At 31.8% G+C, this 23623-nt stretch carries 22 protein-coding genes and 2 tRNA genes; 13 read left to right on the top strand and 11 right to left on the bottom strand.

From position 1 onward, the window contains the following. Nucleotides 1–8: 8 nt before the first annotated feature. Nucleotides 9–1547 carry a T9SS type A sorting domain-containing protein gene (locus tag CHRY9293_RS06710; RefSeq protein WP_162032297.1) on the bottom strand — a complete coding sequence of 513 codons (1539 nt, stop codon included), beginning with the start codon at nucleotides 1545–1547 and terminating at the stop codon, nucleotides 9–11. Nucleotides 1548–1841: 294 nt separating this feature from the next. Here CHRY9293_RS06710 and CHRY9293_RS06705 point away from each other — a divergent pair, with 294 nt between their 5' ends. Genes CHRY9293_RS06705 through CHRY9293_RS06695 form a run of 3 tightly spaced genes read left to right on the top strand, consistent with a single transcriptional unit; the run spans nucleotide 1842 to nucleotide 3219 of the window. Further along, nucleotides 1842–2132: a 2TM domain-containing protein gene (locus CHRY9293_RS06705; protein WP_162032296.1), complete on the top strand. Its 291-nt coding sequence runs from the start codon at nucleotides 1842–1844 to the stop codon at nucleotides 2130–2132. A 10-nt stretch (nucleotides 2133–2142) separates the two neighbouring features. Continuing rightward, nucleotides 2143–2418, top strand: coding sequence for a 2TM domain-containing protein (locus CHRY9293_RS06700; RefSeq protein ID WP_162032295.1), 276 nt, complete (start codon nucleotides 2143–2145; stop codon nucleotides 2416–2418). 57 nt (nucleotides 2419–2475) lie between these two features. Further along, nucleotides 2476–3219 (top strand): LytR/AlgR family response regulator transcription factor, encoded by a 744-nt coding sequence (locus tag CHRY9293_RS06695; RefSeq protein ID WP_162032294.1) that lies wholly within the window; start codon nucleotides 2476–2478, stop codon nucleotides 3217–3219. Between the two features lie 302 nt (nucleotides 3220–3521). Here CHRY9293_RS06695 and CHRY9293_RS06690 read toward each other — a convergent pair whose 3' ends face one another. From CHRY9293_RS06690 to mnmA, 4 genes are all read right to left on the bottom strand, one after another. Further along, on the bottom strand, nucleotides 3522–3734 hold the full coding sequence (locus CHRY9293_RS06690) for a Blp family class II bacteriocin (RefSeq protein ID WP_228455485.1): 213 nt from the start codon (nucleotides 3732–3734) through the stop codon (nucleotides 3522–3524). Between the two features lie 239 nt (nucleotides 3735–3973). Beyond that, the gene (locus CHRY9293_RS06685) at nucleotides 3974–4774 is read right to left on the bottom strand and encodes a DUF3365 domain-containing protein (RefSeq protein WP_162032292.1); all 801 of its coding nucleotides are present in this window, start codon (nucleotides 4772–4774) and stop codon (nucleotides 3974–3976) included. Between the two features lie 88 nt (nucleotides 4775–4862). Continuing rightward, nucleotides 4863–5534 (bottom strand): porin family protein, encoded by a 672-nt coding sequence (locus tag CHRY9293_RS06680; RefSeq protein WP_162032291.1) that lies wholly within the window; start codon nucleotides 5532–5534, stop codon nucleotides 4863–4865. Nucleotides 5535–7272: 1738 nt separating this feature from the next. Continuing rightward, entirely contained in the window at nucleotides 7273–8460 is a 1188-nt protein-coding gene (mnmA, locus tag CHRY9293_RS06675; protein WP_162032290.1) for a tRNA 2-thiouridine(34) synthase MnmA, read from the bottom strand. Between the two features lie 105 nt (nucleotides 8461–8565). Between mnmA and CHRY9293_RS06670 the strand changes: the two genes are divergently transcribed. Continuing rightward, nucleotides 8566–9093: a hypothetical protein gene (locus CHRY9293_RS06670; protein ID WP_162032289.1), complete on the top strand. Its 528-nt coding sequence runs from the start codon at nucleotides 8566–8568 to the stop codon at nucleotides 9091–9093. Nucleotides 9094–9190: 97 nt separating this feature from the next. Here the strand turns inward: CHRY9293_RS06670 and CHRY9293_RS06665 are convergent, their stop codons facing one another. Both CHRY9293_RS06665 and CHRY9293_RS06660 read right to left on the bottom strand, forming a co-directional pair. Then, a complete protein-coding gene (locus CHRY9293_RS06665) occupies nucleotides 9191–10330 on the bottom strand; it encodes a hypothetical protein (protein WP_162032288.1) in 1140 nt (379 codons plus the stop codon). Between the two features lie 424 nt (nucleotides 10331–10754). Next, nucleotides 10755–13289 (bottom strand): ATP-dependent Clp protease ATP-binding subunit, encoded by a 2535-nt coding sequence (locus CHRY9293_RS06660; RefSeq protein ID WP_162032287.1) that lies wholly within the window; start codon nucleotides 13287–13289, stop codon nucleotides 10755–10757. A gap of 150 nt (nucleotides 13290–13439) precedes the next feature. Here CHRY9293_RS06660 and CHRY9293_RS18675 point away from each other — a divergent pair, with 150 nt between their 5' ends. The 4 genes from CHRY9293_RS18675 to CHRY9293_RS06640 are packed head-to-tail and all read left to right on the top strand — an operon-like array spanning nucleotide 13440 to nucleotide 16199. Then, nucleotides 13440–13664 carry a uroporphyrinogen decarboxylase gene (locus tag CHRY9293_RS18675; protein WP_122545645.1) on the top strand — a complete coding sequence of 75 codons (225 nt, stop codon included), beginning with the start codon at nucleotides 13440–13442 and terminating at the stop codon, nucleotides 13662–13664. Further along, the gene (locus tag CHRY9293_RS06650; protein WP_162032286.1) at nucleotides 13664–14761 is read left to right on the top strand and encodes a glycosyltransferase family 4 protein; all 1098 of its coding nucleotides are present in this window, start codon (nucleotides 13664–13666) and stop codon (nucleotides 14759–14761) included. The genes CHRY9293_RS18675 and CHRY9293_RS06650 overlap by 1 nt, the downstream gene beginning before the upstream one ends. A 47-nt stretch (nucleotides 14762–14808) precedes the next feature. Further along, nucleotides 14809–15228 (top strand): SufE family protein, encoded by a 420-nt coding sequence (locus CHRY9293_RS06645; RefSeq protein ID WP_162032285.1) that lies wholly within the window; start codon nucleotides 14809–14811, stop codon nucleotides 15226–15228. Nucleotides 15229–15230: 2 nt separating this feature from the next. Continuing rightward, a complete protein-coding gene (locus CHRY9293_RS06640; RefSeq protein ID WP_228455484.1) occupies nucleotides 15231–16199 on the top strand; it encodes a glycosyltransferase family 9 protein in 969 nt (322 codons plus the stop codon). Nucleotides 16200–16343: 144 nt separating this feature from the next. Here CHRY9293_RS06640 and CHRY9293_RS06635 read toward each other — a convergent pair whose 3' ends face one another. The 4 genes from CHRY9293_RS06635 to CHRY9293_RS06620 all read right to left on the bottom strand — a co-directional run bounded on the left by CHRY9293_RS06635 (nucleotide 16344) and on the right by CHRY9293_RS06620 (nucleotide 19036). Next, entirely contained in the window at nucleotides 16344–17438 is a 1095-nt protein-coding gene (locus CHRY9293_RS06635) for an acyltransferase family protein (protein WP_162032284.1), read from the bottom strand. Nucleotides 17439–17566: 128 nt separating this feature from the next. Continuing rightward, nucleotides 17567–17641 (bottom strand) — tRNA-Val (locus tag CHRY9293_RS06630). 33 nt (nucleotides 17642–17674) lie between these two features. Beyond that, a tRNA-Val gene (locus CHRY9293_RS06625) sits at nucleotides 17675–17749 on the bottom strand. Nucleotides 17750–17791: 42 nt separating this feature from the next. Continuing rightward, a complete protein-coding gene (locus tag CHRY9293_RS06620; protein WP_162032283.1) occupies nucleotides 17792–19036 on the bottom strand; it encodes a bifunctional folylpolyglutamate synthase/dihydrofolate synthase in 1245 nt (414 codons plus the stop codon). Nucleotides 19037–19133: 97 nt separating this feature from the next. On the opposite strand from CHRY9293_RS06620, the gene CHRY9293_RS06615 reads away from it, so the two are divergent. The 5 genes from CHRY9293_RS06615 to CHRY9293_RS06595 all read left to right on the top strand — a co-directional run bounded on the left by CHRY9293_RS06615 (nucleotide 19134) and on the right by CHRY9293_RS06595 (nucleotide 23551). Beyond that, nucleotides 19134–20480, top strand: coding sequence for a TolC family protein (locus CHRY9293_RS06615; RefSeq protein WP_162032282.1), 1347 nt, complete (start codon nucleotides 19134–19136; stop codon nucleotides 20478–20480). Nucleotide 20481: 1 nt separating this feature from the next. After that, nucleotides 20482–21072 carry a SprT-like domain-containing protein gene (locus CHRY9293_RS06610; RefSeq protein WP_122635154.1) on the top strand — a complete coding sequence of 197 codons (591 nt, stop codon included), beginning with the start codon at nucleotides 20482–20484 and terminating at the stop codon, nucleotides 21070–21072. Between the two features lie 2 nt (nucleotides 21073–21074). Then, on the top strand, nucleotides 21075–22157 hold the full coding sequence (locus CHRY9293_RS06605) for a mannose-1-phosphate guanylyltransferase (protein ID WP_228455483.1): 1083 nt from the start codon (nucleotides 21075–21077) through the stop codon (nucleotides 22155–22157). 33 nt (nucleotides 22158–22190) lie between these two features. Beyond that, the gene (locus CHRY9293_RS06600; RefSeq protein ID WP_162032281.1) at nucleotides 22191–22865 is read left to right on the top strand and encodes a hypothetical protein; all 675 of its coding nucleotides are present in this window, start codon (nucleotides 22191–22193) and stop codon (nucleotides 22863–22865) included. A 146-nt stretch (nucleotides 22866–23011) separates the two neighbouring features. Beyond that, nucleotides 23012–23551: a GNAT family N-acetyltransferase gene (locus tag CHRY9293_RS06595; RefSeq protein WP_162032280.1), complete on the top strand. Its 540-nt coding sequence runs from the start codon at nucleotides 23012–23014 to the stop codon at nucleotides 23549–23551. Nucleotides 23552–23623: the final 72 nt, after the last annotated feature.

The following is a 23623-nucleotide window of genomic DNA, read 5'->3' as shown; positions in this document are numbered from 1 at the left end:
TCTTAGTGTTATTTCTTAATCAATTTCGCGTTCGCTGCTTTATCCGTATCTGTTTTAATGGTAACCAAATAAGCCCCTTGAATTAAAGGTTGTGTATTGATCTTGGTCACCTTATTTTTCGTTTTCAAACTTTGTATTTGTCTTCCACTCATATCATATAAAATGATTTCCGCTTCCTTGAAATCAAATCCGATTTCTACATATGCGTAGTCTGATACAGGGTTGGGATAGATCTTTATATCTTGTTTTTCAATTAATTGATCGATCTGTTTATCTCCAAGCTTGACAATCTTCCAACTTTCTTTACCGAATTCCTCAGCACTTGTTCCTGCTAAAATGATGGAACCATCTTTGTTTAATTGAATATCTGATAATCGCTCTTCTCGTTTTCTTGATTCACCTTTCACGTGTTTCCTCCACTGTTCATTTCCATTTCCATCGAGGTATAGCATCCAAAAAGTCATATCTCCTGTTTCCATTTTCCCCTCAGCTTGAGTATACCCTCCAAGTAATATTCCTTTGGTAAGGTCTTTGCCCTGAATTGTACTCATTCCCATTAATACATCACGATTCTTAAAGTTGTAAGACTTTTGCCATATCTCTTCCCCTTTTTCATCCAATGATATCAACCACAAATCTGTTCCTTCTTCCAATCCTACCGTTTTATTTCCTGATTGTCCTGAACGACTTTCACCACCAATGACATACCCGAATGAGGTTAAAGCCAATGTTCTGATGTGATCATCATCTCTTCCTCCAAAATTTTTTTCCCATTCTATTTTTCCTTCCTTATTCAGCTTAACAATCCAGTAATCAGCTTCTCCAAAGTTTTCCGTTTTCTTGGTTTCACTGACACTGCTTCTCGAATAAATCCCTAGTAAGGCACCGCCATCTCGTGTAGGAATCATCTTTTCAATCTCATCGTTTGCCCTACCACCTAAAATCAATTGTGACAATTCTTTTCCATTTTTATCCAGTCTTATGATAAGAACATCTTTTGATCCATATCCTTTACCTGAATTCTGAATATTTCCTGCTACAAAAAATTCTAAATCAGTTGTCTGAATAACGGCTCTGGCTTCTTCCTCAGCTGCCGAACCAATCGTTTTTTGCCAAAGTTCATCTCCGAATTCATTAATCCTAATGAGCCAGATATCCGAACCACCTTTGGAATCTTCTTTTTTATCCAATCCTTTCTCGGAATAGGAGGTTCCTGCTAGAAGCTGTCCTCCATCCTGAGTGGATACTGTAGCCGATAAAAAGTCATGGTTATTCCCTGAGAAATATTTTTCCCAAACTTGTTCTCCTTGTTGATTAAGCTTAACCACATGGAAATCATAACCATTATTTTGTTTGTTACCTACGTTTGGAACTTGATTGCTCTGAATTGAACTTCCAGTTACTAAGTATTGTCTATCAAGAGTGGTAGTGACCTGGCTTAGAAAATCCTGGGTGGTGGAGTGGAGATCTTTTTGCCAAATTACCTCTTGTGAAAACAAGATAGAAATAGCGCATAAAGTAAGCGCTCCCGTGTAGAGTTTTTTCATTCAATTGTGTTTTAATTTAAAAGTGTGCAAAGATATTAAAATTATGCCATATGGCAATATATATTATTGAATTTCAGTTTTATTGCGGTTATTCTAATATTGTTTTTATTAAAAGCCTAGGCAAAGGTAATATTAGAAGGCGTCAAAACTCGGCGTTTTATTTTTTTAATATAATTTTACCTTTCGGAAGGCATAATTTACCTTTCGGTAAGATAAAATTGGATTAAGATGGGTTTCTGCTATAAATTTGACATAAGAAAAACAAACAACTTAATTTTTATAAAATAAATAATTATGGAAACACATTTTAACCCCGAAAATCGAGCTTATGAAAGAGCGTCAAAAAGAGTAAAAGAGATAAAAGGATTTTATGGAAACCTTACTTCTTATTGTTTGGTCATACCTTTTTTATTCATTTTAAATTTGATAACATCTCCTCAACATTTATGGTTTTACTGGCCTATGTTAGGATGGGGGATCGGGATAATTGCCCATGCAATAAATACTTTCGGAATTGGAAAAGATTGGGAAGAGAGAAAAATAAAAGAATTGATGGATAAAGAAAATAAAGGAAAAATCATTTAAAATCATCACAATGAACTATAATCAAGCATATAAAAGAGTCGCTCAGTTGAAAAGATTTTATAAAAGTCTTACAGGGTTTGGAATTGTTGCACTTATTATTTTTTTTACCAATTTTTTTAAGAAAGGAATATTGGGTATTACAGAATTCAACGTCTCCTTGATATTGACAATATGGGGCATCGTTTTGATTATAAAATCAGTAAAACTATTCCTATTTAATTCTGCTTGGGAAAGAAAAGTGTTGGAACATGAAATGAGAAAAACAAAAGACCCGATTAATTTTTAAAGTAAACTGGCTTTTATTATTTTTATTTCAGATTTTAAAACTAAAACCATAGACTCAATGATTAAAACAGTTATTATTGAAGATGAAAAACCCGCATCTAGAAAACTTGAAAGAATGCTTAGCGTGTTCTCCGAAATTGATATAATTGCTAAAATAGAGTCAGTAGAAGAAGGGGTTGAGTGGTTTTCAAAAAATGAACATCCTCAACTTATTTTTTCGGATATTGTTTTAGGTGATGGTTTATCATTTGATATATTTGAGAAATTTCCTACAAAAGCTTTTATTATTTACACAACAGCTTTCGATCAATATACATTGAAAGCCTTCAAACTCAACAGTATTGACTATCTTTTAAAGCCAATTTTAGATGAAGATTTATCGAGTGCAATTGAGAAGTTTAAATCATTTATTCCTTCAGATAACTCTGTAAACTCACAAGATATTAAGCAGTTAATAAAGAAAGAGAAGACAACTCTTTCGCGTATTTTAGTGAAAATTGGCTATAATTTGAAAATTATTCAGACCCAAGAGGTAAGCTGTTTTTTTAGTGAAAATAAAATTGTGTATTTACAAACCATAGAAAGGGTTTACCCATCAGACTTTACATTGGAAGAGCTGGAAGATATTCTGGATGAGAAGAAATTTTTTCGGGCAAATCGACAATATATAATTAATTCAGACTATATTAAGAATATCCACACCTCACCTTACTATAAGGTAGTTTTGGAATTTCAACCTCAGGAAGAAATCTCTGTAAGTCGTGATCGTGTAAAGGATTTTAAAGATTGGTTAGTGAGTTGATTTATTTATATAACTGTCTATAATCAATACTATTAGATTCGATGTCTTCAAGTTATTTTATAATTGAAATAGAAGGTTTTACTTACAAAAGGCTCTGCTCAAAAAATTATTACAAAACTATAGTTCAACTTCCACAAAACTTCACAACTGGATAATAAAGGATTTTTGAAAAAAGGTTCAGATTATAAAAATCCAAACCTATCTTCACTTATTCTCTTTTGGAAAGAGTGTTGTTATTTTTTCAATTCCAGTTATATCATTAGATTATTTTGTCAATGTGGAAGTTATGGGGGTAATTAGTTTTAAAAACAAGAGGCTGCTGCTCCGGACATTGCCCCGCCTATAGCCCCAATTCCTGCTCCAACAATTGTTCCTACACCAGGTGCTACACTACCTAAGCTAGCTCCACCTACACCTCCTAACATCCCTGCACCAACGGTACCCAAAAGACATTTTGGAAGATTTGTTGTTCCTCCTTGCAATTTTTTCATTTGTTCTACATTTAATATTTTCATAATAATTGAGCTATGAGGTAGCAACCCTTTTTAAATTAATTGTATTTATTTGGTAAAATAATTTTAGATAAATTTGATTCAACAGTCTAGAATCTTACAAAATTGTTGTGTTATAAAGTGCTCTTTGTATGAGATAGTAAAAAGTATGAGTTAATAAAATTGTAAACAAACATCAAGGATCATCCGGAAATGTATAATCCCGAGTAAGTACAAGTATTTAAAGCCTATTATTAATCTTACTAATTGTAAATAGGACTTCTTTTTAGTAAATAGATTACTGAATCTTTCCAGCTAGTGCTAAGCCTTAGAAGAGGTGTTCTAACTTTTGAATATACTTTATTGGTATGCTTATATACATCAAAATAAACTTCATAGTCAAAACTCATGCCTGTTTGTACTCTTTCGGTATGAATATATCCATATACTATCTTAGTAACATCGGAATATAAAATGTTTTCTGTACAATTTATTTTAACTGCTAGTACATTATCTACCCCTAAAATACTCTGTAAATCCTCAATTGCTATTTCCTCAATATTATTATAATCAATTCCAGCTTTTTTGAGAAGGTTATTTGTAGTTCTGATGTCTTGTACAGTCAAGGGTGTTATATTTGATGCCCTTTCAGTAATTTCTTTATAAAGATAGTTCTGCGCCTCTTGGGATAATCTCTCCGATATATGGGATGTATTTGAAGTGAAATGCGGAATAGGAAGAACGGCTATTGTATTCTTTTTTATAGGTTGCCTTTTTGCATTAAGGATTCTTTGTTCTTTAGAATCAAAATTTCTATTATTTTCAAATTCTTGAATTCTTCCATTTTTTAGTATGATTTTATGGATCAATTGAGTATCAACGGTATTTAAAATATCTTCGTCTGGATACATAAACTCAACATGGCTATCCGAGATCTTCTTGATATTGACTTCTAGAATGTCATAATTTTTTTTAATAATTTTATCAAAAGTGGAGGTAATTTGTGCGTGTGTATAATTAAACATTAATAAAATAAGTAAGGATAATTGAATTGTTTTTCCCATAATGTTAGATTTAAATTGCTGAATGTTTTTTACTTTTTAGAAGCAGATCTCTTAAAGTCTCAGACCCTCATTTTTTTTTGAATTAATATTAGAATTTATAAATGATACCTAATTGTAATAAAGATGTTGCTTTCGCTTTATGTTGATCATAGATTTTTCCGGTATTATTTTGATCAACCATTGAGGTGGCACTGAAAGAATATCTTGCACTAACACCGATATTCTCAGTAAAATAATATCCTGTCCCTAGAGCGAAACCAAATTCAAATCCACTTGTGTCATATTTTTTATTATTGTTTATAATTCCCTCTATATTTTTTATTGTTTGTTTATTGTTTACAAGAAAGTTAAATTGTGGACCTGCCTCAAGATAAAATTCTCTAGTAAGATTAAATTGAAGCATAACGGGTACAGAAATATAATCAAGATTAGCTTTAGTGCTTTTTTGAACTATTTCTCTGCTTACATTTCCATCGGGAAGCTTCGTTGATAAAGAATAATTTTGATTGGCATTTCTAAATCCTGTCTGGCTATAAAGTACTTCTGGTTGTATACTTAAAAAACGACCTAGTGGAATATTGGCAAAACCACCTACATAAATTCCGGTTCTTGAATTTCCGATTTTCTCAATTTCCGGAGATGAAATGATACTTGAAAGGGTAATGCCGGCTTTTGCGCCAAATTTAACTCCCGATTCGGACTTTTGTGCGGAAATAAATGAGCAAGCCATTACAGAAACTACAAAAAATAATTTTTTCATTTGTTTTTTTTAAAAGATTAATATTTAACATACCTATCCATTAGCTAGACTATATTATTAGCTAACAGCGGGTAATAATTCGATTTTAAATAAATATTGATAATACCTTTTTCCTACATATATTAAAATGTATTATGGGATTGGCGCCCTAGATATCATTATTGCGAGTGATAATGAATATAAGTAGGAGAGAGTTCCAAAACGGAATAAAATAAAAGAAATAAGGTAGAAGAGAAGTTGGGTTGATTAAAAAAGATGATAACTAAATTAATCGACTTATTTCCCCAATACAATCAGGATTAAATATAGGAGTAAAAACTACTAGAAATAGGAATTAGAATCATAATTCTTTCAAATGGAGAATAAACGCTTGGCAATTGAGCATCTTCCTTAGGATTTAAAATATTAATGGCATTCATCACGTTGTATTTTTATTATTATTGTGTAGAAATTTTTACTGATTAAGCAGATGGCCTATTCATTTCGTATGATGGAAAAGAAATAGGTGCTAAAAGGTTTATCTACCCTATAATCAGAATGAAATTTTATCTTCTGATTTTAAGATGAGCTATCCAACCTGTTCCTGCTACTACTAAAGTGGTAACTAATGCGCACAGAATAGACTCTACCTGTTCTAAGTGTAAATGTGCTGTATGGGGGTGATTTTTATGATCACTAAATAGGAATAAAGAAATTAATGAGCTTATAGAGAAGCTGGCTAAAATAAATTTTTTCATTTGTATTTTTTTTAAAGATTAATATTGATATTAATTATAATGCAAAATAATAGAAAAAAAAAGTGAATAGAGGGTTACAATTATTAAAATTATTATGGTCACAGATTTTGTAAAACTATATTATTTAAGCATTTAATGTGTGTTTTAAATGTAAAAACAAAAGGGCACAGTTTACCATCTATAGATTATTGAAACCAATAGAGAAAGGGTAGTACAAAAAAGGGAGTAACTTGTAATCCCTTACCTGATCGACGTGTTAATAAACACACAGTGATAGGTATAGATTTAAGTAGAGATAATTTTATTATCTCGAGTGAAAATGAAAATTCGAATATTGGAGATGGAAATTTTAATTTCTATTCTAAATAAAGGGCACTTATTTCAAAACTGAATAGATTAAAAGAAGATAATCAAATTAATAAACTAAGTCCTTTAAAAAATAGATATGATGTCCCCAATATAATTAGGATTAATTGTATGAATAAAAACTGCTAGAAATAGGAATTAGAATCATAATTCTTTCAAACGGAGAATAAACGCTCGGTAATTTAGCGAAACCCTTAGGATTTAAAAGATTAATTATATTCATCACTTCGTGTTTTTATCATTAGTGTGATGCAAAGATAGAAAGTAAATTTATAATGCCAAATATTATTTATTAAAAAAACATTAAAAAAGTTAATTAACTTTAAATACTATAATGATTTAGGCGTTTTTGAATAAAAATAATAATATCTTCTTATGGTTTATAATTTTAAAATTATTCAAACTATTATTAAAATGATTACAGTAAATAAAATATCTCTCCCATATATTACAACTTATGGTTTCATATAAATAACAAAATGTATTTATCATTTTTAAAATCATAAATACCATAGCAGAAATAATCTTCTACTATCTAAAATACCTCTTCTAATGAGAACAGCTTTAAATGAATAACCCGAAACACAAGCTTCGGGTTTATGACTTATTAATAAATATAAAAATATATACTTTAATTATGAAATTACACCACTTCCTAAAAGTTCTTCATCGATGTACCAAGATGCAAATTGGCCTTCTGCAATAGCAGACTGAGGATTTTCGAATTCAATATAAAATGCTTCATCAAATTGGTATAAAGTTGCTTTTTGTAAAGGTTGTCTGTATCGGAATCTTGCCATTACTTCCATCGACTCTCCATTTTTCAATCTTAGATCTTCACGTACCCAATGCAGCTCAGAATTATCAATTTTTAAAGCTTTTTTCAATAATCCTGGAAACTGATGTCCTTCTCCAACAAAAAGAATATTGTTTTCCATATCTCTTGAGATAATGAAACAGCTTTCTTTATGTCCGCCAATTCCTAATCCCTTACTTTGTCCGATAGTAAAAAACTGAGCCCCTTGATGTTTTCCGATGACTTTTCCATCAGATTTTTTATAACTTATTTTTTGGCTTAAAAATTCGAGCTCTTCCTGTTTTGAAGAAAACTCTGGTGTTTTCTTTCCAAAATGACCTGAATCTTTGAAAATTTCTACAATTTCACCTTCTTTTGGGACCAGTTGTTGTTGTAAGAACTGAGGAAGGCTCACTTTTCCAATAAAACATAATCCTTGAGAATCTTTTTTATCAGCGGTTACCAATCCAATTTCTTTCGCAATTTCTCTTACTTGTGGTTTGGTGAGTTCTCCAATAGGGAACAACGCTTTAGATAATTGATCTTGGTTTAGCTGGCAAAGAAAATAAGACTGATCTTTATTGTTGTCTTTTCCAGCTAAAAGATGGAATATTTCTTTTCCATTTTCGTCAAAACTGGAATTTACTCTTGCATAATGTCCTGTAGCTACTTTATCCGCTCCTAAAGACATTGCCGTTTTCATAAAAACATCAAATTTTACTTCTCTATTGCATAAAATATCGGGATTGGGTGTTCTTCCTTTTTCATATTCAGCAAACATATAGTCTACGATACGTTCCTTATAAAGATCACTCATATCAATTACCTGAAAAGGGATTCCTAGTTTTTGTGCCACCATAAGGGCATCATTACTATCTTCAATCCAAGGACATTCATCTTCTAACGTCACGGAAGCATCATTCCAGTTCCTCATAAATAGAGCAACCACATCATAACCCTGTTGTTGCAACAAATATGCTGTCACACTGGAATCTACTCCTCCTGATAATCCGACAACTACTTTCATAATATTTCTGATAAAGTTTTTATCTTTATCTTACCGGTTGCAAAATTACGATAATCCTTTTCGCAAAAAAAATTATAATTTTACATATTGATAAAAACAATAGATATGAAAAAATTTATGATCCCTCTCATGCTGTTTTTCTCAGCATCAGTGTTTTCCCAAGTGGCAGTAGGAACTACACCTCAGGGTAATAATAAGTGGACTTTCGGAGGTGGAATTGGTATTGGATTCGGAAGTAATAGTGCCTTTTACCTTCAAGCTTCACCCAGAGTAGGATATAAAATTACTGATGATTTGGAAGGAGGAGTCGTGGGAAGTGTTTCATGGCAAACTTCCAATTCTTTTAAATCAACCATGTTCGGGGTAGGCCCATTTATGAATTATTATATCGGTAGATCGTTTTACTTGGGAGCAAACTTACAGCAATATTTTATTAACTACAAGGATAAATATTATGATTATTCAACCAATGAACAGGAGACGGCTTTATATCTGGGAGGAGGATATATGCAGAGAATTGGAAATAATTCTTTCATGCAGATTGGGTTAATGTATAATGTCCTTTGGAAGGAAAACTCAAGTGTGTTTTCAAGTGGTTTAATACCTAATATTGGTTTTGTGGTAGGGCTTTAGAGCAAGAGAATGGTAGAATATATATGATAAAGCACTAGGATGATCCCAGTGCTTTATATCTTTGTATGTAAATTTTTGATTTCTTTTTGTAATCAAATTATTTTTTCCAAACACGGATATTAAGATCTACATCAGAATAAGTGACATTATGCGGGCTATTATTTTGTAAAGACATCAACGCATTTGGAACTCCAAAATCATCTTTTAAATCAATACTCCCTGTGATTTTAATTTCATTATTGGTCATTTCATAATTGAACGTTTTACTTACTCTCCTAGCGCCTACAAAAATACTTATTGATACCGTATTATTTTGAGTATTAAATTGACCGAAAGATCCTCCGATATTCAATCCTCCTATTTCACCGGCTTCTAATAAATAAGTAATAATATTATTATCTCTACCAGGATTTTGGCCGCCAGGACTTTGGGAAGTAAGACTTTTTTTATCTATTTCAAAATAAGCATCATTTAATGCACCTACAAGATTTGTATCTGAACTTTGTACAATAAATTTATTTAATCTCAATGTTCCTGATACTGCGAGTTTTTCAGTTGGAGCACTTGGATTGTCTCTATATCCTGTCCATTTTAGCTCATAGTCAAAATTATCTGCATATTGCTTAGGCGCATCTTGCCCTTTTGGCCATACTTTTACAAATAGACGGATTTTAGGAGGCATTGCATGAGGGCATACTGCTTTTAAAGCATTCATAGCTGTGGTAGCATTAAATTGCTCAATAAGATCTATATAGCCTCCAATACTTATTTTTTCATCCGAAGATTCAGTAATATAATCAAAAACAATATCTTTTTTTACTCCTCCAATAGTAAGCTCAATCGTTGCTTTTTTTGTATTACTATCAAATTGTTTAATGATCCCTTCAATATTCATTAAGCTATTGAATAATGTTGATTTTACATTCGAATCTCTAGTGGGTGCAGAGTCATAAGAAGCGAAGCTTTCTAGATCCAATTTAAAGCTGGCATCTTTTAAGGCTTCAACAATTTTTCCTCCATTTTTAATGTTTAGTTCTTTTAATCCTATAGTTCCAGCAGAAGGACTATTAAGATCATTAGATCTATATCCCGTCCATTGGATACTGTAATCGTAATTGGTTAATTGTGTAGGATTTGTAGTGGTGATTTGCTCGTCATCTTTTCTACAAGAGATTGTTAATAAAACTAATGTAGCTAGCAAGTATCTTTGTACTGCTGAAAATAATTTTTTTTTCATAAAAAAAGGTTTATTTGTGTTAACGTTGCAAAACTATTATAAAATTTTTCTTTTTTTCACAAAAGGGGTATAGATTCTGTTTATGAGAAGAATATTGCTTTTCTATAGGGGTGTTGTTTTAGGAAAATATGTTTTATAACTAAATAAGTATGAATAGGATAGGGGTATTGGCGCTTTAATTTTGTTTTTTGTAATGCTGATGTGAAATAAATGCATTAAATAGTATTTTTTATTTAAATTAAATTCATAAAAAATGAAAATGATTTAATAAGTGTTGATTAATTTGAAATTATAGTTTTTTTTGAAATCAAAGAATATAAAAATGTACTATTTAGGAAGATGGGTTAAAGTAAAAAAAGTATATATAAATGAAAAGCATCGAGAAGTACCCGATGCTTTTAAGTTTTTATGTGTAGTTAATTATTTAAGACTGAGAAGACTTTTCTGCGGATTTTTTAGGTTTGGATGTTTTTCCTATTAACCCATCTTTCGAATCATTCAGGTCAAGTATTACAGTTTCTTTTTCTGTTAATTGCTTATTTACTAGCATTTCTGCCAATAAATCTTCAATATATTTCTGAATTGCTCGCTTCAAAGGTCTAGCTCCGAAGTCTTTATCCCATCCTTTTTCAGAAATGAAATCTTTCGCTTCTTCTGTTAATTCTACCTTATATCCTAATTTTTCAAGTCTGCCATAGAGCTTATTCAATTCAATATCAATAATTCTCTTAATGTCATTTTGTTCAAGAGAGTTAAAGATAATAATGTCATCAATTCTATTTAAGAATTCAGGAGCAAAGGCTTTTTTAAGAGCATTTTCTATAGTGCTTCTTGCCCTTGTATCTGAGCTTGATTTCTTTGCGTTGGTTCCGAATCCTACGCCATCCCCAAAATCTTTAAGATCTCTTGTTCCAATATTAGAAGTAAGGATAATAATCGTATTTCTAAAATCAATTTTTCTTCCTAAACTGTCTGTTACATGACCTTCGTCTAAAATTTGTAATAAGATGTTAAATACATCAGGATGCGCTTTTTCGATTTCGTCCAAAAGAACTACCGCGTAAGGTTTTCTTCTTACCGCTTCTGTCAATTGACCTCCTTCTTCATATCCAACATATCCTGGAGGAGCACCCACTAATCTTGAAATAGCGAATTTTTCCATGTATTCACTCATATCAATTCTAATTAACGCTTCATCAGAATCAAATAATTCTCTCGCCATTACTTTAGCAAGTTCTGTCTTACCCACACCGGTAGTACCTAAGAAAATAAATGTACCTATTGGTCGATTTGGATCTTTAAGACCGGCTCTGTTTCTTTGAATTGCCTTCACAACTTTCTTCACGGCATCTTCCTGTCCAATCACTTTACCATTCAAGTTTCCATCCATATGAGCTAATTTATCAAGCTCATTCTTACCCACTTTGGTTACAGGAACACCGCTCATCATAGAAACCACTTCAGCGACATTTTCTTCACTTACTGTTTCTTTTTTCTCCTTTACATCTTTATCCCATTTATCTTGAGCTGCGTTCAATTCCATCTGAAGACGCTCTTCTTCATCTTTTAGTTTTCTTGCTTCAAGATAATCTTGGGCTTTCACAGCCTTTTGTTTAAGATCTTTAATATCTTCAATTTTCTTCTCAAAATCAATGATTTCTGTAGGAACCTTCATGTTTTTGATATAAACACGGGAACCGGCTTCATCCATTGCATCGATTGCTTTGTCTGGTAAGAAACGGTCTGTAATATATCGTGATGTCAAATTGACACATGCAGCAATAGCTTCAGGAGTATAAATCACATTATGATGTTCTTCATACTTATCTTTAATTTGATTTAAGATTTGAATGGTTTCATCAATTGAAGTTGGCTCAACCATCACCTTTTGAAATCTTCTTTCTAAAGCTCCATCTTTTTCAATATACTGGCGGTATTCATCCAAAGTAGTGGCTCCAATGCACTGAATTTCGCCTCTTGCTAAAGCAGGTTTAAACATATTGGATGCATCTAAACTTCCTGTAGAACTTCCTGCACCTACAATAGTGTGAAGCTCATCAATAAATAAGATGACATCGCGGTTTTTTTCCAGTTCAGTCATAATGGCTTTCATCCTTTCTTCAAACTGACCACGATATTTTGTTCCGGCAACTAAACTTGCCAAGTCTAACGTAATCACACGTTTGCCATAAAGAACTCTGGAAACCTTTTTTTGTTGGATTCTTAAAGCAAGTCCTTCTGCGATAGCAGATTTACCCACTCCAGGTTCACCAATAAGTAAAGGGTTATTTTTCTTTCTGCGGGATAAAATTTGAGAAACTCTCTCAATTTCTTTTTCACGACCAATTACCGGATCTAATTTTCCATCTCTCGCTAAAGAGGTTAGGTCTCTACCAAAGTTATCCAAAGTTGGAGTTTTACTTTTAGCGGAGCTTAAATTCCCTGTTGGTTTTCTCATTTGCTCAAATTCCTCTCTTTCATCATCATCATCATACGCACTCATTTGCGGAGATTGTCCGGAATTTTTGAGCATAGTCTGGTATTCCTTTGAAACTCCTTCATAGTCAATTTCATAAGCTCCTAATATGTTGGAGGTGGGGTCCTCATATTTATAAAGAATGCCAAGAAGCAAATGAACGGTATTAATTTCATTGCTCTTATATTGCCTACATTCTAGCTCTGCACGTTTAATGGCATGATCTGCCATTTTAGTGAAAGAAATATTAGGAACCTCCTCAGAAATAGGGCTAAGACTTGCCATATTTAAAGTTTCAATTTTCCTTCTGATTTGTGTTAAATCCGCATGAAGGTTTTGAAGGATTTCTTTTGCAGAGTTTTCTGTTTTTATAATACCTAAAAGTAGATGTTCTGTATTAAGAAATTCACTTTTCAGCCTTTTAGCTTCGCTCTTGCTTTGCTTGAACACTTGGCTCAAGCCTTGTGAAAACTTGTAATCCATAATATATCTCATTAGAATAAAAGCAGAATTGCCTTTTATTCATTATCTAAATTACAAATATTTTACCAAAAAACAATTAATGACTTTATGTCAGAAAAAAATTTTATTATCTTATTGAAAATGATTAAGTTTGTTGCTCTTTAAAAAATCATGAACCCTGAAATTGCTACTTATATTGGATATTCCGCATCACTTTTTATTGTTTTAAGCTTCATTTTGAAAGATGTAAGGAAGATTAGAATTGTGAATTTGATTGGCTGTATTTGTTTTGTTATTTATGGCCTATTTAGCGGAATGCTTTGGCCTGTCATTATCCCAAACGGACTTATTTGCTTTATACAACTATATCATTTATTGATAAGTAAAAAAAGTTAATGAAAAAAGCAAAAATAATTACTTCTGCTTTTAGTAATTTATACACTGATCAACGGATTGAAAAAGTTTGTAGAACCCTCTATGATAATGGATATAAAATCGAGTTGATTGGAAATGATTGGAATGGAGCAGAAAAAATGTCACGTCCTTATCCTTTTTCAAGACTTAAATTACATTCAAAAAGTTTAAAAACAGCTTATTTTGAATTTAATTGGAAATTATATCATGAACTGAAAAAAAAAGCAAATCAAAATACGATTCTTCATGCTAATGATCTGGATGCTCTGCTTCCAAACTATCTTATTGCTAAAAAATTAAATATTCCTTTGATTTTTGATAGTCATGAAATTTTCTCTGAAATGCCTGCTATTCAGGGTAAAATATCGCAAAAGCTATGGAAGTATATGGAAAGAAATATTCTTCCCAAGATAGAATTCATGATTACGGCAAGTGGGAGCTATGCAAAATGGTTTGAAAAAAAATACAGAATAAAACCTACAGTTATTCAAAATACACCCAGAAAAATCAATTTTCGCATCGAAATTCCTGAAAACAAACCCAAAATCATCCTTTATCAAGGAGCAATCAATCCTTTCCGAGGAATTGATAAAGTTATTTTGGCGATGCATCATTTAGAGGATGTTGTTTTTAAAATTGCAGGAGAGGGCCCTAGAAAAAAGGAATATGAAGAGCTGGTAATTAAAGAAAACTTAAAGGATAAAGTTATTTTTTTGGGAAAATTAAATCCTGAAGAATTACGCAAAATTACCGTGACAGCAGATTGTGGAGTAAGCGTTGAAGAGAACGGAGGAGATAGCTATTTATATTCATTGCCTAATAAAGTACTTGATTGTATTCAGGCCCATGTTCCTCTTGTTTTATCGGACCTTCCAGAGATGAAAGCAATTAAAAGAAAATATGATATTGGAGAAATTATTGAAGATCATCAACCTGAAAATATGGCAAAGGCCATCAAAATTATTTTAGAGAAAGGAAGAGGGAATTACCAAACAGAGCTTGAGAAAGCCTCAAAAGTTTTTTGTTGGGAAAATGAAGAAATGAAATTATTAGAAGTTTTTGAAAAAGCAGGCAGGTAATTATCTTTATAAAATTGGTTATCTTTGCCTAAAGATAAATATTTGAAATGACCATTAAAGAAAAACAGCAAGAAATAATTGATGAATTTGCTTTTCTTGACGATTGGGAGCAGAAGTATGAATACATTATTGATCTGGGAAAAGAGTTGAAAGGATTAGCGGAAGATAAGAAAACAGATGAGAACCTCATTAAAGGATGTCAAAGTAAGGTGTGGATTGATGCTGAGTTTATTGATGGAAAACTATATTTCAATGCAGACTCTGACGGTATTTTACCTAAAGGGATTGTTTCTCTGCTTGTAAGTATTTACAGCGGTCATTCCACAAAGGAAATTTTAGATTCCGATTTCGAATTCATTTCAGCGATTGGATTACAAGAATTCCTTTCTCCGTCTAGGGCTAATGGGTTGATGGCTATGACTAAACAAATTAAATTTTATGCAGTTGCTTATCAATTAAAGTCATAACTGTGACTAGAATTTTAGTATATCGTTTTTCAGCTTTTGGTGATGTGGCAATGACAGCACCTGTTTTTCGGGAACTTTTGGAACAAAATCCAAATGTAGAGATTGTCATGGTTTCGAGAAATAATTTTAAAGGCTTGTTTGCAAATATTCCGAATTTAATATTTAAAGGAATTGATTTAGATGATTACAAAGGATTCTTAGGGTTAAGACGATTGAGTAATGATCTCATAATAGAATTTCAACCCGATTTTATAGCTAACCTTCATGATGTAATTAGAACTAAAATTATAGATAAAATTTATAGAAGGAAAGGGTTTAAGGTGTTTAAAATAAAAAAAGGAAAAGAAGAAAAAGAAAAGCTTACAGATATCAGGAATCTTGATAAAGTTCAATTAAGAAGAACAGTAGAGCGATATGCTGATGTTTTTCGTGAAATGGGTTTTAAGGTTGAGCTTTCTCATCAATTGAGATCTCTTTCTCAAAAAAAATCCGGTATTGGCTTTGCTCCTTTTGCTCAACATAAGGGAAAAATGCTTCCTTTGGAAAAATCATATGAATTAGCAAGATTATTGGCGAAGAAATATAAGGTTTATTTTTTTGGAGGAGGTAGTAAGGAAACTGAAACGCTTGAGAAATGGGAAAAAGAAATTCCTAATACCAAAAGTCTCTCCGGCAAGTTAAGCCTTGAAGAAGAGCTTGAGAAAATTTCTCAACTGGAATTAATGATTTCTATGGATTCTGCAAACATGCATTTGGCAAGTTTAATGGGAACGAGATGTGTGTCTATCTGGGGAGCAACACATCCTTATGCCGGCTTTTTGGGCTTTGGGCAAAGTCCGGATGATGTTGTGCAAGTAAAAGATCTTACTTGCAGGCCTTGTTCCGTTTTTGGTGATAAGGAATGCTATCGAGGAGATTGGGCGTGTTTGGAAGAGCTAGATATTCAGAAAATAGTGGAAAAAGTTTTATAAATAAAAAGATATTTTCCTATTTATTTTACTCAAATAATGCTCTGTTTAATGATTAAAATTAAAAAAACTAAAGGATATTATTTTATTTCTTATTCAGATAATTTACCGTTTTTTCTTTTAGCCATTCCTATTATTCATTGTGTTTTAAGCTACTTTCTGTAAATCTTCCCTAGAATAAATCTTTTTAAACTTTTTGTTTATATACTTATTTACGGGTGTTTCAAACCAACCAAAACTATAATGGCTAATTATTAATGAAACAATAAAAGCAATTAACGTGAAATATATTCCATAGTTCATATGTAAAATTTTTGAATTGAGATCACTCAAGTATCTTAAAACAATTTGATGAAACATATAGAAGCCAAAACTTATTTCTCCTAAATAAATGAATGTTTTATGGGATAAAAACCGTGAAATAATTCCTTTTTGAAAAGAGAAAGAAAAAATCAAATAACTCATAGGAATCCAATAATAAAAGGAATACCTTGCAACTTGTGGTATTTGTTGATGAAAAACAAAGAAAATGACAAGTAATAAAATAGCTGAAAATTCAACCCAATTATAATTGATTTTAAACTCTCTATTTGATATTTTTTTATAGGCATTGAAAAGTAATATTCCAATAATAAAGTCAATCACTCTAATAAAAGGATTGATATAGAATATCGGATGATACCAACTGGAAGGAGCTATCACAGCTAATACTGGTACAATGGATAGGATGATTAAAATAGTAAGTATTCGGTATTTTTTGAGCCTTGTGAGTAATAGAATAAGAGCGGGAAATGCGGCGTAAAAAAATATTTCATTGGATATACTCCATGAAAGATAATTAAAAGTAAAATAAAAACTATTTAGTGGAATAAAGCTTTGTGTAAGAGTTATGTTGGTGAGGGCCTGCATGAACCATAGACTTTTATCTTTAACAAACTGTAGATCGGTTAAAGGAATTGAGATAACAAATGTCAATAAATGAAGGGGATAAACCCGAGCAAATCTAGCGATATAAAATAATCTTTTGGATCTCTGTTTATTGATGAGGTCATCTTGGTAATTATATGCGAGAATAAATCCACTTAAAATAAAAAAGAAACTTACGCCTATGTATCCTTCTTGGAAAATGTAGTTGTAAATCCAATGTAGAATTTTGGAATTGCTATTTTGAAGAAAATCCAGATGAGAAGCAAATACCATAAAGGCAAAAAAGAATCTTATAGATGTTAAGGGTTTAATCATTTAATGTATTTAGCATTTGTATTCTTAATAATTTTAAAATAACACACGATCCTCAAAAGTACTCAAATCCTATCTAATTAATTGCTATATAAATAAAAAAATCTCCCAAAAACTTGAGAGATTTTTTGTGGGTCCTGAGGGATTCGAACCCCCGACCCTCTGGGTGTAAACCAGATGCTCTGAACCAACTGAGCTAAGAACCCGAATTTTTTTGAAAGGTTTCGTTTCCTTTTCTGTGGGTCCTGAGGGATTCGAACCCCCGACCCTCTGGGTGTAAACCAGATGCTCTGAACCAACTGAGCTAAGAACCCTCTATACTTGTTTTCTCGTTTAGAGTGGTGCAAATATACGACTTATTCGGAAATTTGCAAATTTTTTTCTAAAAAATCCCCAACAACAAAGTTGCTCCCGCCAATAAAAATCATTTCATCATTTGTACAATGCTCTTTTGCAGAAAGATAGGCTTCTTGTACAGAATCGAAAATTTTATAAATAATTTTTGCGCTGATCAATAAATCTTCATAGTCTTTAGGATGTCTTCCTCTATCAATGGATGGTTTTGCAAAATAGAATAGAGAATGAGTAGGTAACAAATTCATTACATCATCTATTTTTTTATCGTTCACAAAACCTAAGATAATATGTTTTTGTTTAGGAATTGAATTTAATTGGGTAAAAACATATTCTAGCCCTGCTTGATTATGACCCGTATCACATATTGTTAAAGGATGTTTTGAATACTCAAACCATCTACCAATGAATCCTGTATTTTTGTGAACTTTTAATAGTCCTTTTCTTATACTTTCTTCAGGGATGTCTATATTTAATTTTTTTAACTCTTCAATCATAGCTAAAACGACTCTGATATTTTTTGACTGATAATTTCCTTTTAAATCAGATTCTAAAGAAGTTATGAAATGAGTAGCATCAATGAACGGGGCGTTTTGCTGGAGTGCTTTTTCTTTGATAATATTTTTCACGGATTCATTTTCGTCTCCAGAAATAATCGGAATATTATTTTTTACAATCCCGGCTTTTTCTCTGGCAATTTCTTCAATAGTATTACCTAAAATATTTTGATGATCCAATTGAACATTGGTAATGGCAGAAATTAAAGGATTAATAATGTTTGTTGAATCTAGCCTACCACCTAGACCTACTTCGATAATGGCGAAATCTATATTTCTTTGATAGAAGTATTCGAAAGCCATAATGGTGGTAAACTCAAAAAAAGAAGGACGTATCTCGGAGGGAAGGGTTTGTAATTTTTTAATGAAATCATACACAAAAGGTTTATCGCAGTTTTGACCATTTATTTTTATTCGCTCTGTGAAATCAATAAGATGAGGGGAGTTGTATAGACCTACCTTATAGCCTGCCTCTTGGAGAACTGAAGCTAGCATATTGCTTGAGGAACCTTTTCCGTTTGTACCTCCAATATGAATGCAGCGTATTTTTTCTTGGGGATTTCCAAAAAATGCACAAAGCTTGATGATATTATCTAAGCCTGGTTTATAGGCTTTTTGTCCCTCGATTTGGTAATTGGGAGCTTGGGCGAAAAGCCATTCAACGGCCTCTTTATATTGCTCGTTATTCATAGTGCAAAATTCTCAAAAGTTTTTTTAAAAATAAATTAATTTTTAAAAGTGTAACTTTTTTTATACTTTGTTCGTCTAATTATAGTAAATCCTAGGTATGAAAAAAAGGCTAACTTTTATTTTTTGTTTATCTTGTTTGGCTATAAATGCTCAGAAAAAATGGTCTTTGAGAGAATGTGTGGACTATGCTATAGAGCATAACCTTCGTGTAATTCAAAATGAATATTCAAAACAAGTCCAAGATGTTAATCTTAAAATAGCTAGGAAAAATTACCTTCCTTCTGTATCGGCAAACGTAGGAAATACAGTAAGCTTTGGGCAAGCTTCATTGGGAACAGAAAGTATTCGAAATGATCGATTTTATAATAATGCTAGTGTAGGAGCAGATATGTTGGTGTATAATAATGGAAGATTAGAGAAAATCATCAGAAAAACCGAATTTGATGTTCAAGCAAGCCAATACGATATTGAGTCGATAAGAAACGATATTTCTCTTCAAATTGTACAGCAGTATCTTACCACTTTGCTGAATAAAGAAATAGTGAAAATTTCACAGGTTGCGGTAGAAAATGCACAAAAGCAATATGATAGAGCAAAGATTACAACCAATATAGGTACAACGGCTCAGACTGTTTTAGCGGAAGCAGAGGCAGCATTGGCCAGAGAAAAACAAAACCTTAAAACATCGGAGATTAATGTGGGAAGAAGTTTATTTGCTTTAGTTCAGCTATTACAACTCTCGGATTATAAAGATTTTGATGTGGAAAGTGTGGATGTTCCGGATCAGCTAGATCCGCAATTAAAATCGGTTGATGAGGTATTAGCCACGGCTTATGAAACTCAACCTCAAGTGAAAGCTGCAGAAAGTAGAATTAGGGCCGCCGAAGCTCAAACTAAAGTAAATAAAACAGATTTTTGGCCTACGGTAACGGCAAATGTAGGATTAGGGAGTTTTTACAACAATTTATTAAATACAAACACGGTGGGAGTAGATAATTTTTTTAATCCTATCAAGGAATCTACTTTTTTTCAACAGTATAAAGATAACTTTGGACAAAATGTAGGTGTATCCGTTAATATTCCTATTTTTAATAAAGGAATTACTAAACTTCAAGTAGAGCAAGCCAAAATTAATGAAAGTATTGCAAAGAACTCTTTTGAGCAGCAAAAGCAAGCGGTAAGAGAAAATGTTCAGAAAGCCCAGTTTGATGCAGATGCCAATTATGAAACTTTTTTAGCTGCTGTAGAGACCGAGAAAAGTACGAAATTAGCCCTAGATTTTGCAGATAAAAGTTATGCAGCCGGAAGATCAACTATTTATGATGTCAATATAGCCAGAAATAATTATGCTAATGCACAGGGCTCTGTGGTTCAAGCAAAATATAATTATATTTTCAGTATTAAATTATTGAACTTCTATTCTGGAATTCCATTAAGTTTATAAAATGTCAATTCAGTCATTAGAAACATATTTACCCGAGAATACTTTTGGTTATTTGAAGAATTGGTTTTCGGATTACTATATACATATTAAAATCACCAGAGGTAGGAGTTCCAAATTGGGAGATTATAGAAAATTACCGGATAATTCTCACGAAATAACGATAAATTCGACATTGTCCCCACCTCTTTTTTTCTTTGTACTTACTCATGAATTGGCTCATCTGATAGCGTTTGAAAAGTATGGACGGAGAATATCTCCTCATGGAAATGAGTGGAAAATAACATTCGGAAGAATGTTGTTGGAAAGTTTAGAAGTGTATGATGATGATTTGAAACCAATAATTGTAAAATTTTCAAAATCTCCAAAAGCTAATTTTATGGCAAGTCCGGCTCTTGTAAGATATTTTCACGTTGAAACACAAGATGATAATCTTCAGTTTATTGAAGGGCTTCAAAAGGGGGATCTTTTTATTTTTCGAAATGAAAAGTATTTATTAGAAGGTCTGATCAAAAAAAACTATCTTTGTAAGAACCTTGAGACGGGAAGGAAGTATTCTTTCAAACCTTTGGCAAGGGTAGAAAAATGTAGTTAAAAATGTCAAGATCAGATAAATACTGTGTGATAATGGCAGGAGGAATCGGAAGTAGATTCTGGCCGATGAGCACACAGAAATTTCCAAAACAATTTCAAGATATTTTAGGCGTTGGGCGAACAATGATTCAACAAACATATGATAGAATCAAAAAGATAATCCCCGACGAAAATATATTTGTAATTACGAATAAAGAATATGTAAGTCTTTCTCACCAACAACTCCCGGAAATTCCTGAAGAGAATATCGTGGGTGAGCCTATGGCTAAAAATACGTCTGCATGTAATTTATATATGGCGAATAAAATTGCCGAAATTGATCCCCAGGCTACGATGATCGTTTTGCCAGCTGATCATTTAATACTTAAAGAAGAAACTTTTTTACAAAAAGTAGAGATCGCTTTTGATTTGGCTTCTAAAAATGATTTTCTTGTAACATTGGGAATTACTCCTACTAGACCGGACATAGGATATGGATATATTCAATTTGTTGATAAAAAAGGGTCTGACTTTTTTAAAGTGAAAACATTTACTGAAAAACCCATTTTGGAAATAGCCCAAAGTTTTTTAGAAAGTGGTGATTTTCTTTGGAATGCAGGAATCTTTATATGGAATGTTAAGAGTATACATGATGCATTTGAAGAATACTTGCCAGAAATGGCACAACATTTTAAGGCATGTGATTATAATTCAAAAGAAGAGAATAATTGTATAGAAATTATTTATCCTAAAGTACAAAAAATTTCTATTGATAATGGAATTTTAGAAAAAGCAAAGAATGTGTATGTAATACCTGCAGACTTGGGATGGAGTGATTTGGGGACATGGACTTCCGTATATGAAAACACGGAAAAAGATGAAAATGATAATGCGATTAATCAAAAATATCTTTTAACATATGATTCGACCGGGAATATTATTCATATGAAAAATAATCATAAAATGGTTGTAATAGATGGTCTTAAAGATTATATTGTTGTAGATACAGAGAAAGTTTTGCTTATTTGTCCTAGAGAGCATGACCAATTAATAAAAGATTATGTCCTAGATTTGAAAAATTTCAAAAAAGGAGAAAAATTTATGTAAATAATTGGTATACTTTCTGCTAGTTTTTGGCATATGAAAAAAATTACGTGTAAACTTATTTTATTTATTGTTACTTTTTTAGGAATATGGACGTATTCTCAAGAAAAAGAAAATTTTTTGAATATTCCCAATATTTTACAAAAGATCGTTCCTAACCCAGGAATAAGTTCTTGGATTTTACTATATAACGATGGTGGTAAAGATCAGCCTATCATAACGTCTGGCGCAAAACCCAATTATACACCTCAATCTTCTGGCTTTGATTTGTTTCCAGAGGAAGATAGTTTTTATTATATAGCCTATTCACAAGGGGGAAAAGTTGGTTATGTGACAGATTTGCAAGCTTTGAAGATATTTATAGGGAAAATTGATAATGTGCAAGAGGCTGCTATAGCCGTCGCAATAGATGGCTATTTTGTAGATGAAGAGTTTAAGGATATTGCGGGAAACTATTATGAGGATGGTACAAATTATTATTTAGGCCTAGGTAAACTTACCTCCAAAGAATGCCCTTATCAGAAAAAGCATTATACCTTAACGATCAATAAATCTACTGGAGAGATTAGTGAGGTAGATGATCATGGAGCTTATATTGAACTTTACAATAAAACATGTACCAATAATCCCAGACTGTTAAAACTAGAACAAAAGAAGGAGGAACCAAAAGAAGAAACTATTAAAAAAGGAAAACGCTCCACTAAGAAGTAGTATTTAAAAACTTAGGGACTCATCTTTCTATTCCTCTATTCATTTTTCTTATTATTCAAAACAAAATTATACTATCTTTAATAAAGAAATTAGTAGTTATTATCCTATAGCCTAATTTTGAAATGTAAAAAAGTATTTATTTATATATGTCAATAAAGAATATTTCAGATCAACAAAAGGGAGAGTTTTACGAGACAGAAAGGCTTATTATTCGCCCTATGGGATTAGAAGATGCTGCCTTTATTCATGATCTTTATAATAGACCTAAATTCATAAAAAATATAGGAGACCGCAATATAAAGAGTCTTTCTGATGCTGAAAACTATATTGAAAGTAAATTCCTTCCACAATTTAAAAGACTCGGGTTTGGTAACTATTTGATTATAACAAAGGATAGTAATAATAAAATAGGAGGAGTAGGAATATTTGAGAGAGAAGGGTTAGATGTTGTTGATATTGGATTTTCTTTACTTGATGAGTTTGAAGGAAGGGGTTTTGCTTATGAAGCGGCTCAAAAGATAAAATCGATAGGAATGAATGAGTTTGGATTAAAAAAAATTTCGGCGATCACTTCAAAAGATAATTTTTCGTCGCAGAAATTGATTGAAAAATTAGGATTGAAATTTAAGAAATATGTTGTTCTTCCTGATGATATTGAAGAGTTAATGTATTATGAGACAGATTGATTTGTAGTCCTTTTAAAGAAAGTAAAAAGAGCAAAGATTTAATTTTAATACTTAAAACTAAATCTTTGTGAT

Origin of the sequence: Chryseobacterium potabilaquae (assembly GCF_902728265.1) — a bacterium.
GTDB lineage: Bacteria > Bacteroidota > Bacteroidia > Flavobacteriales > Weeksellaceae > Chryseobacterium > Chryseobacterium potabilaquae.
The sequence above is the reverse complement of the archived record's forward strand: the minus strand, read 5'-3'. Positions and strand labels throughout refer to the sequence as shown.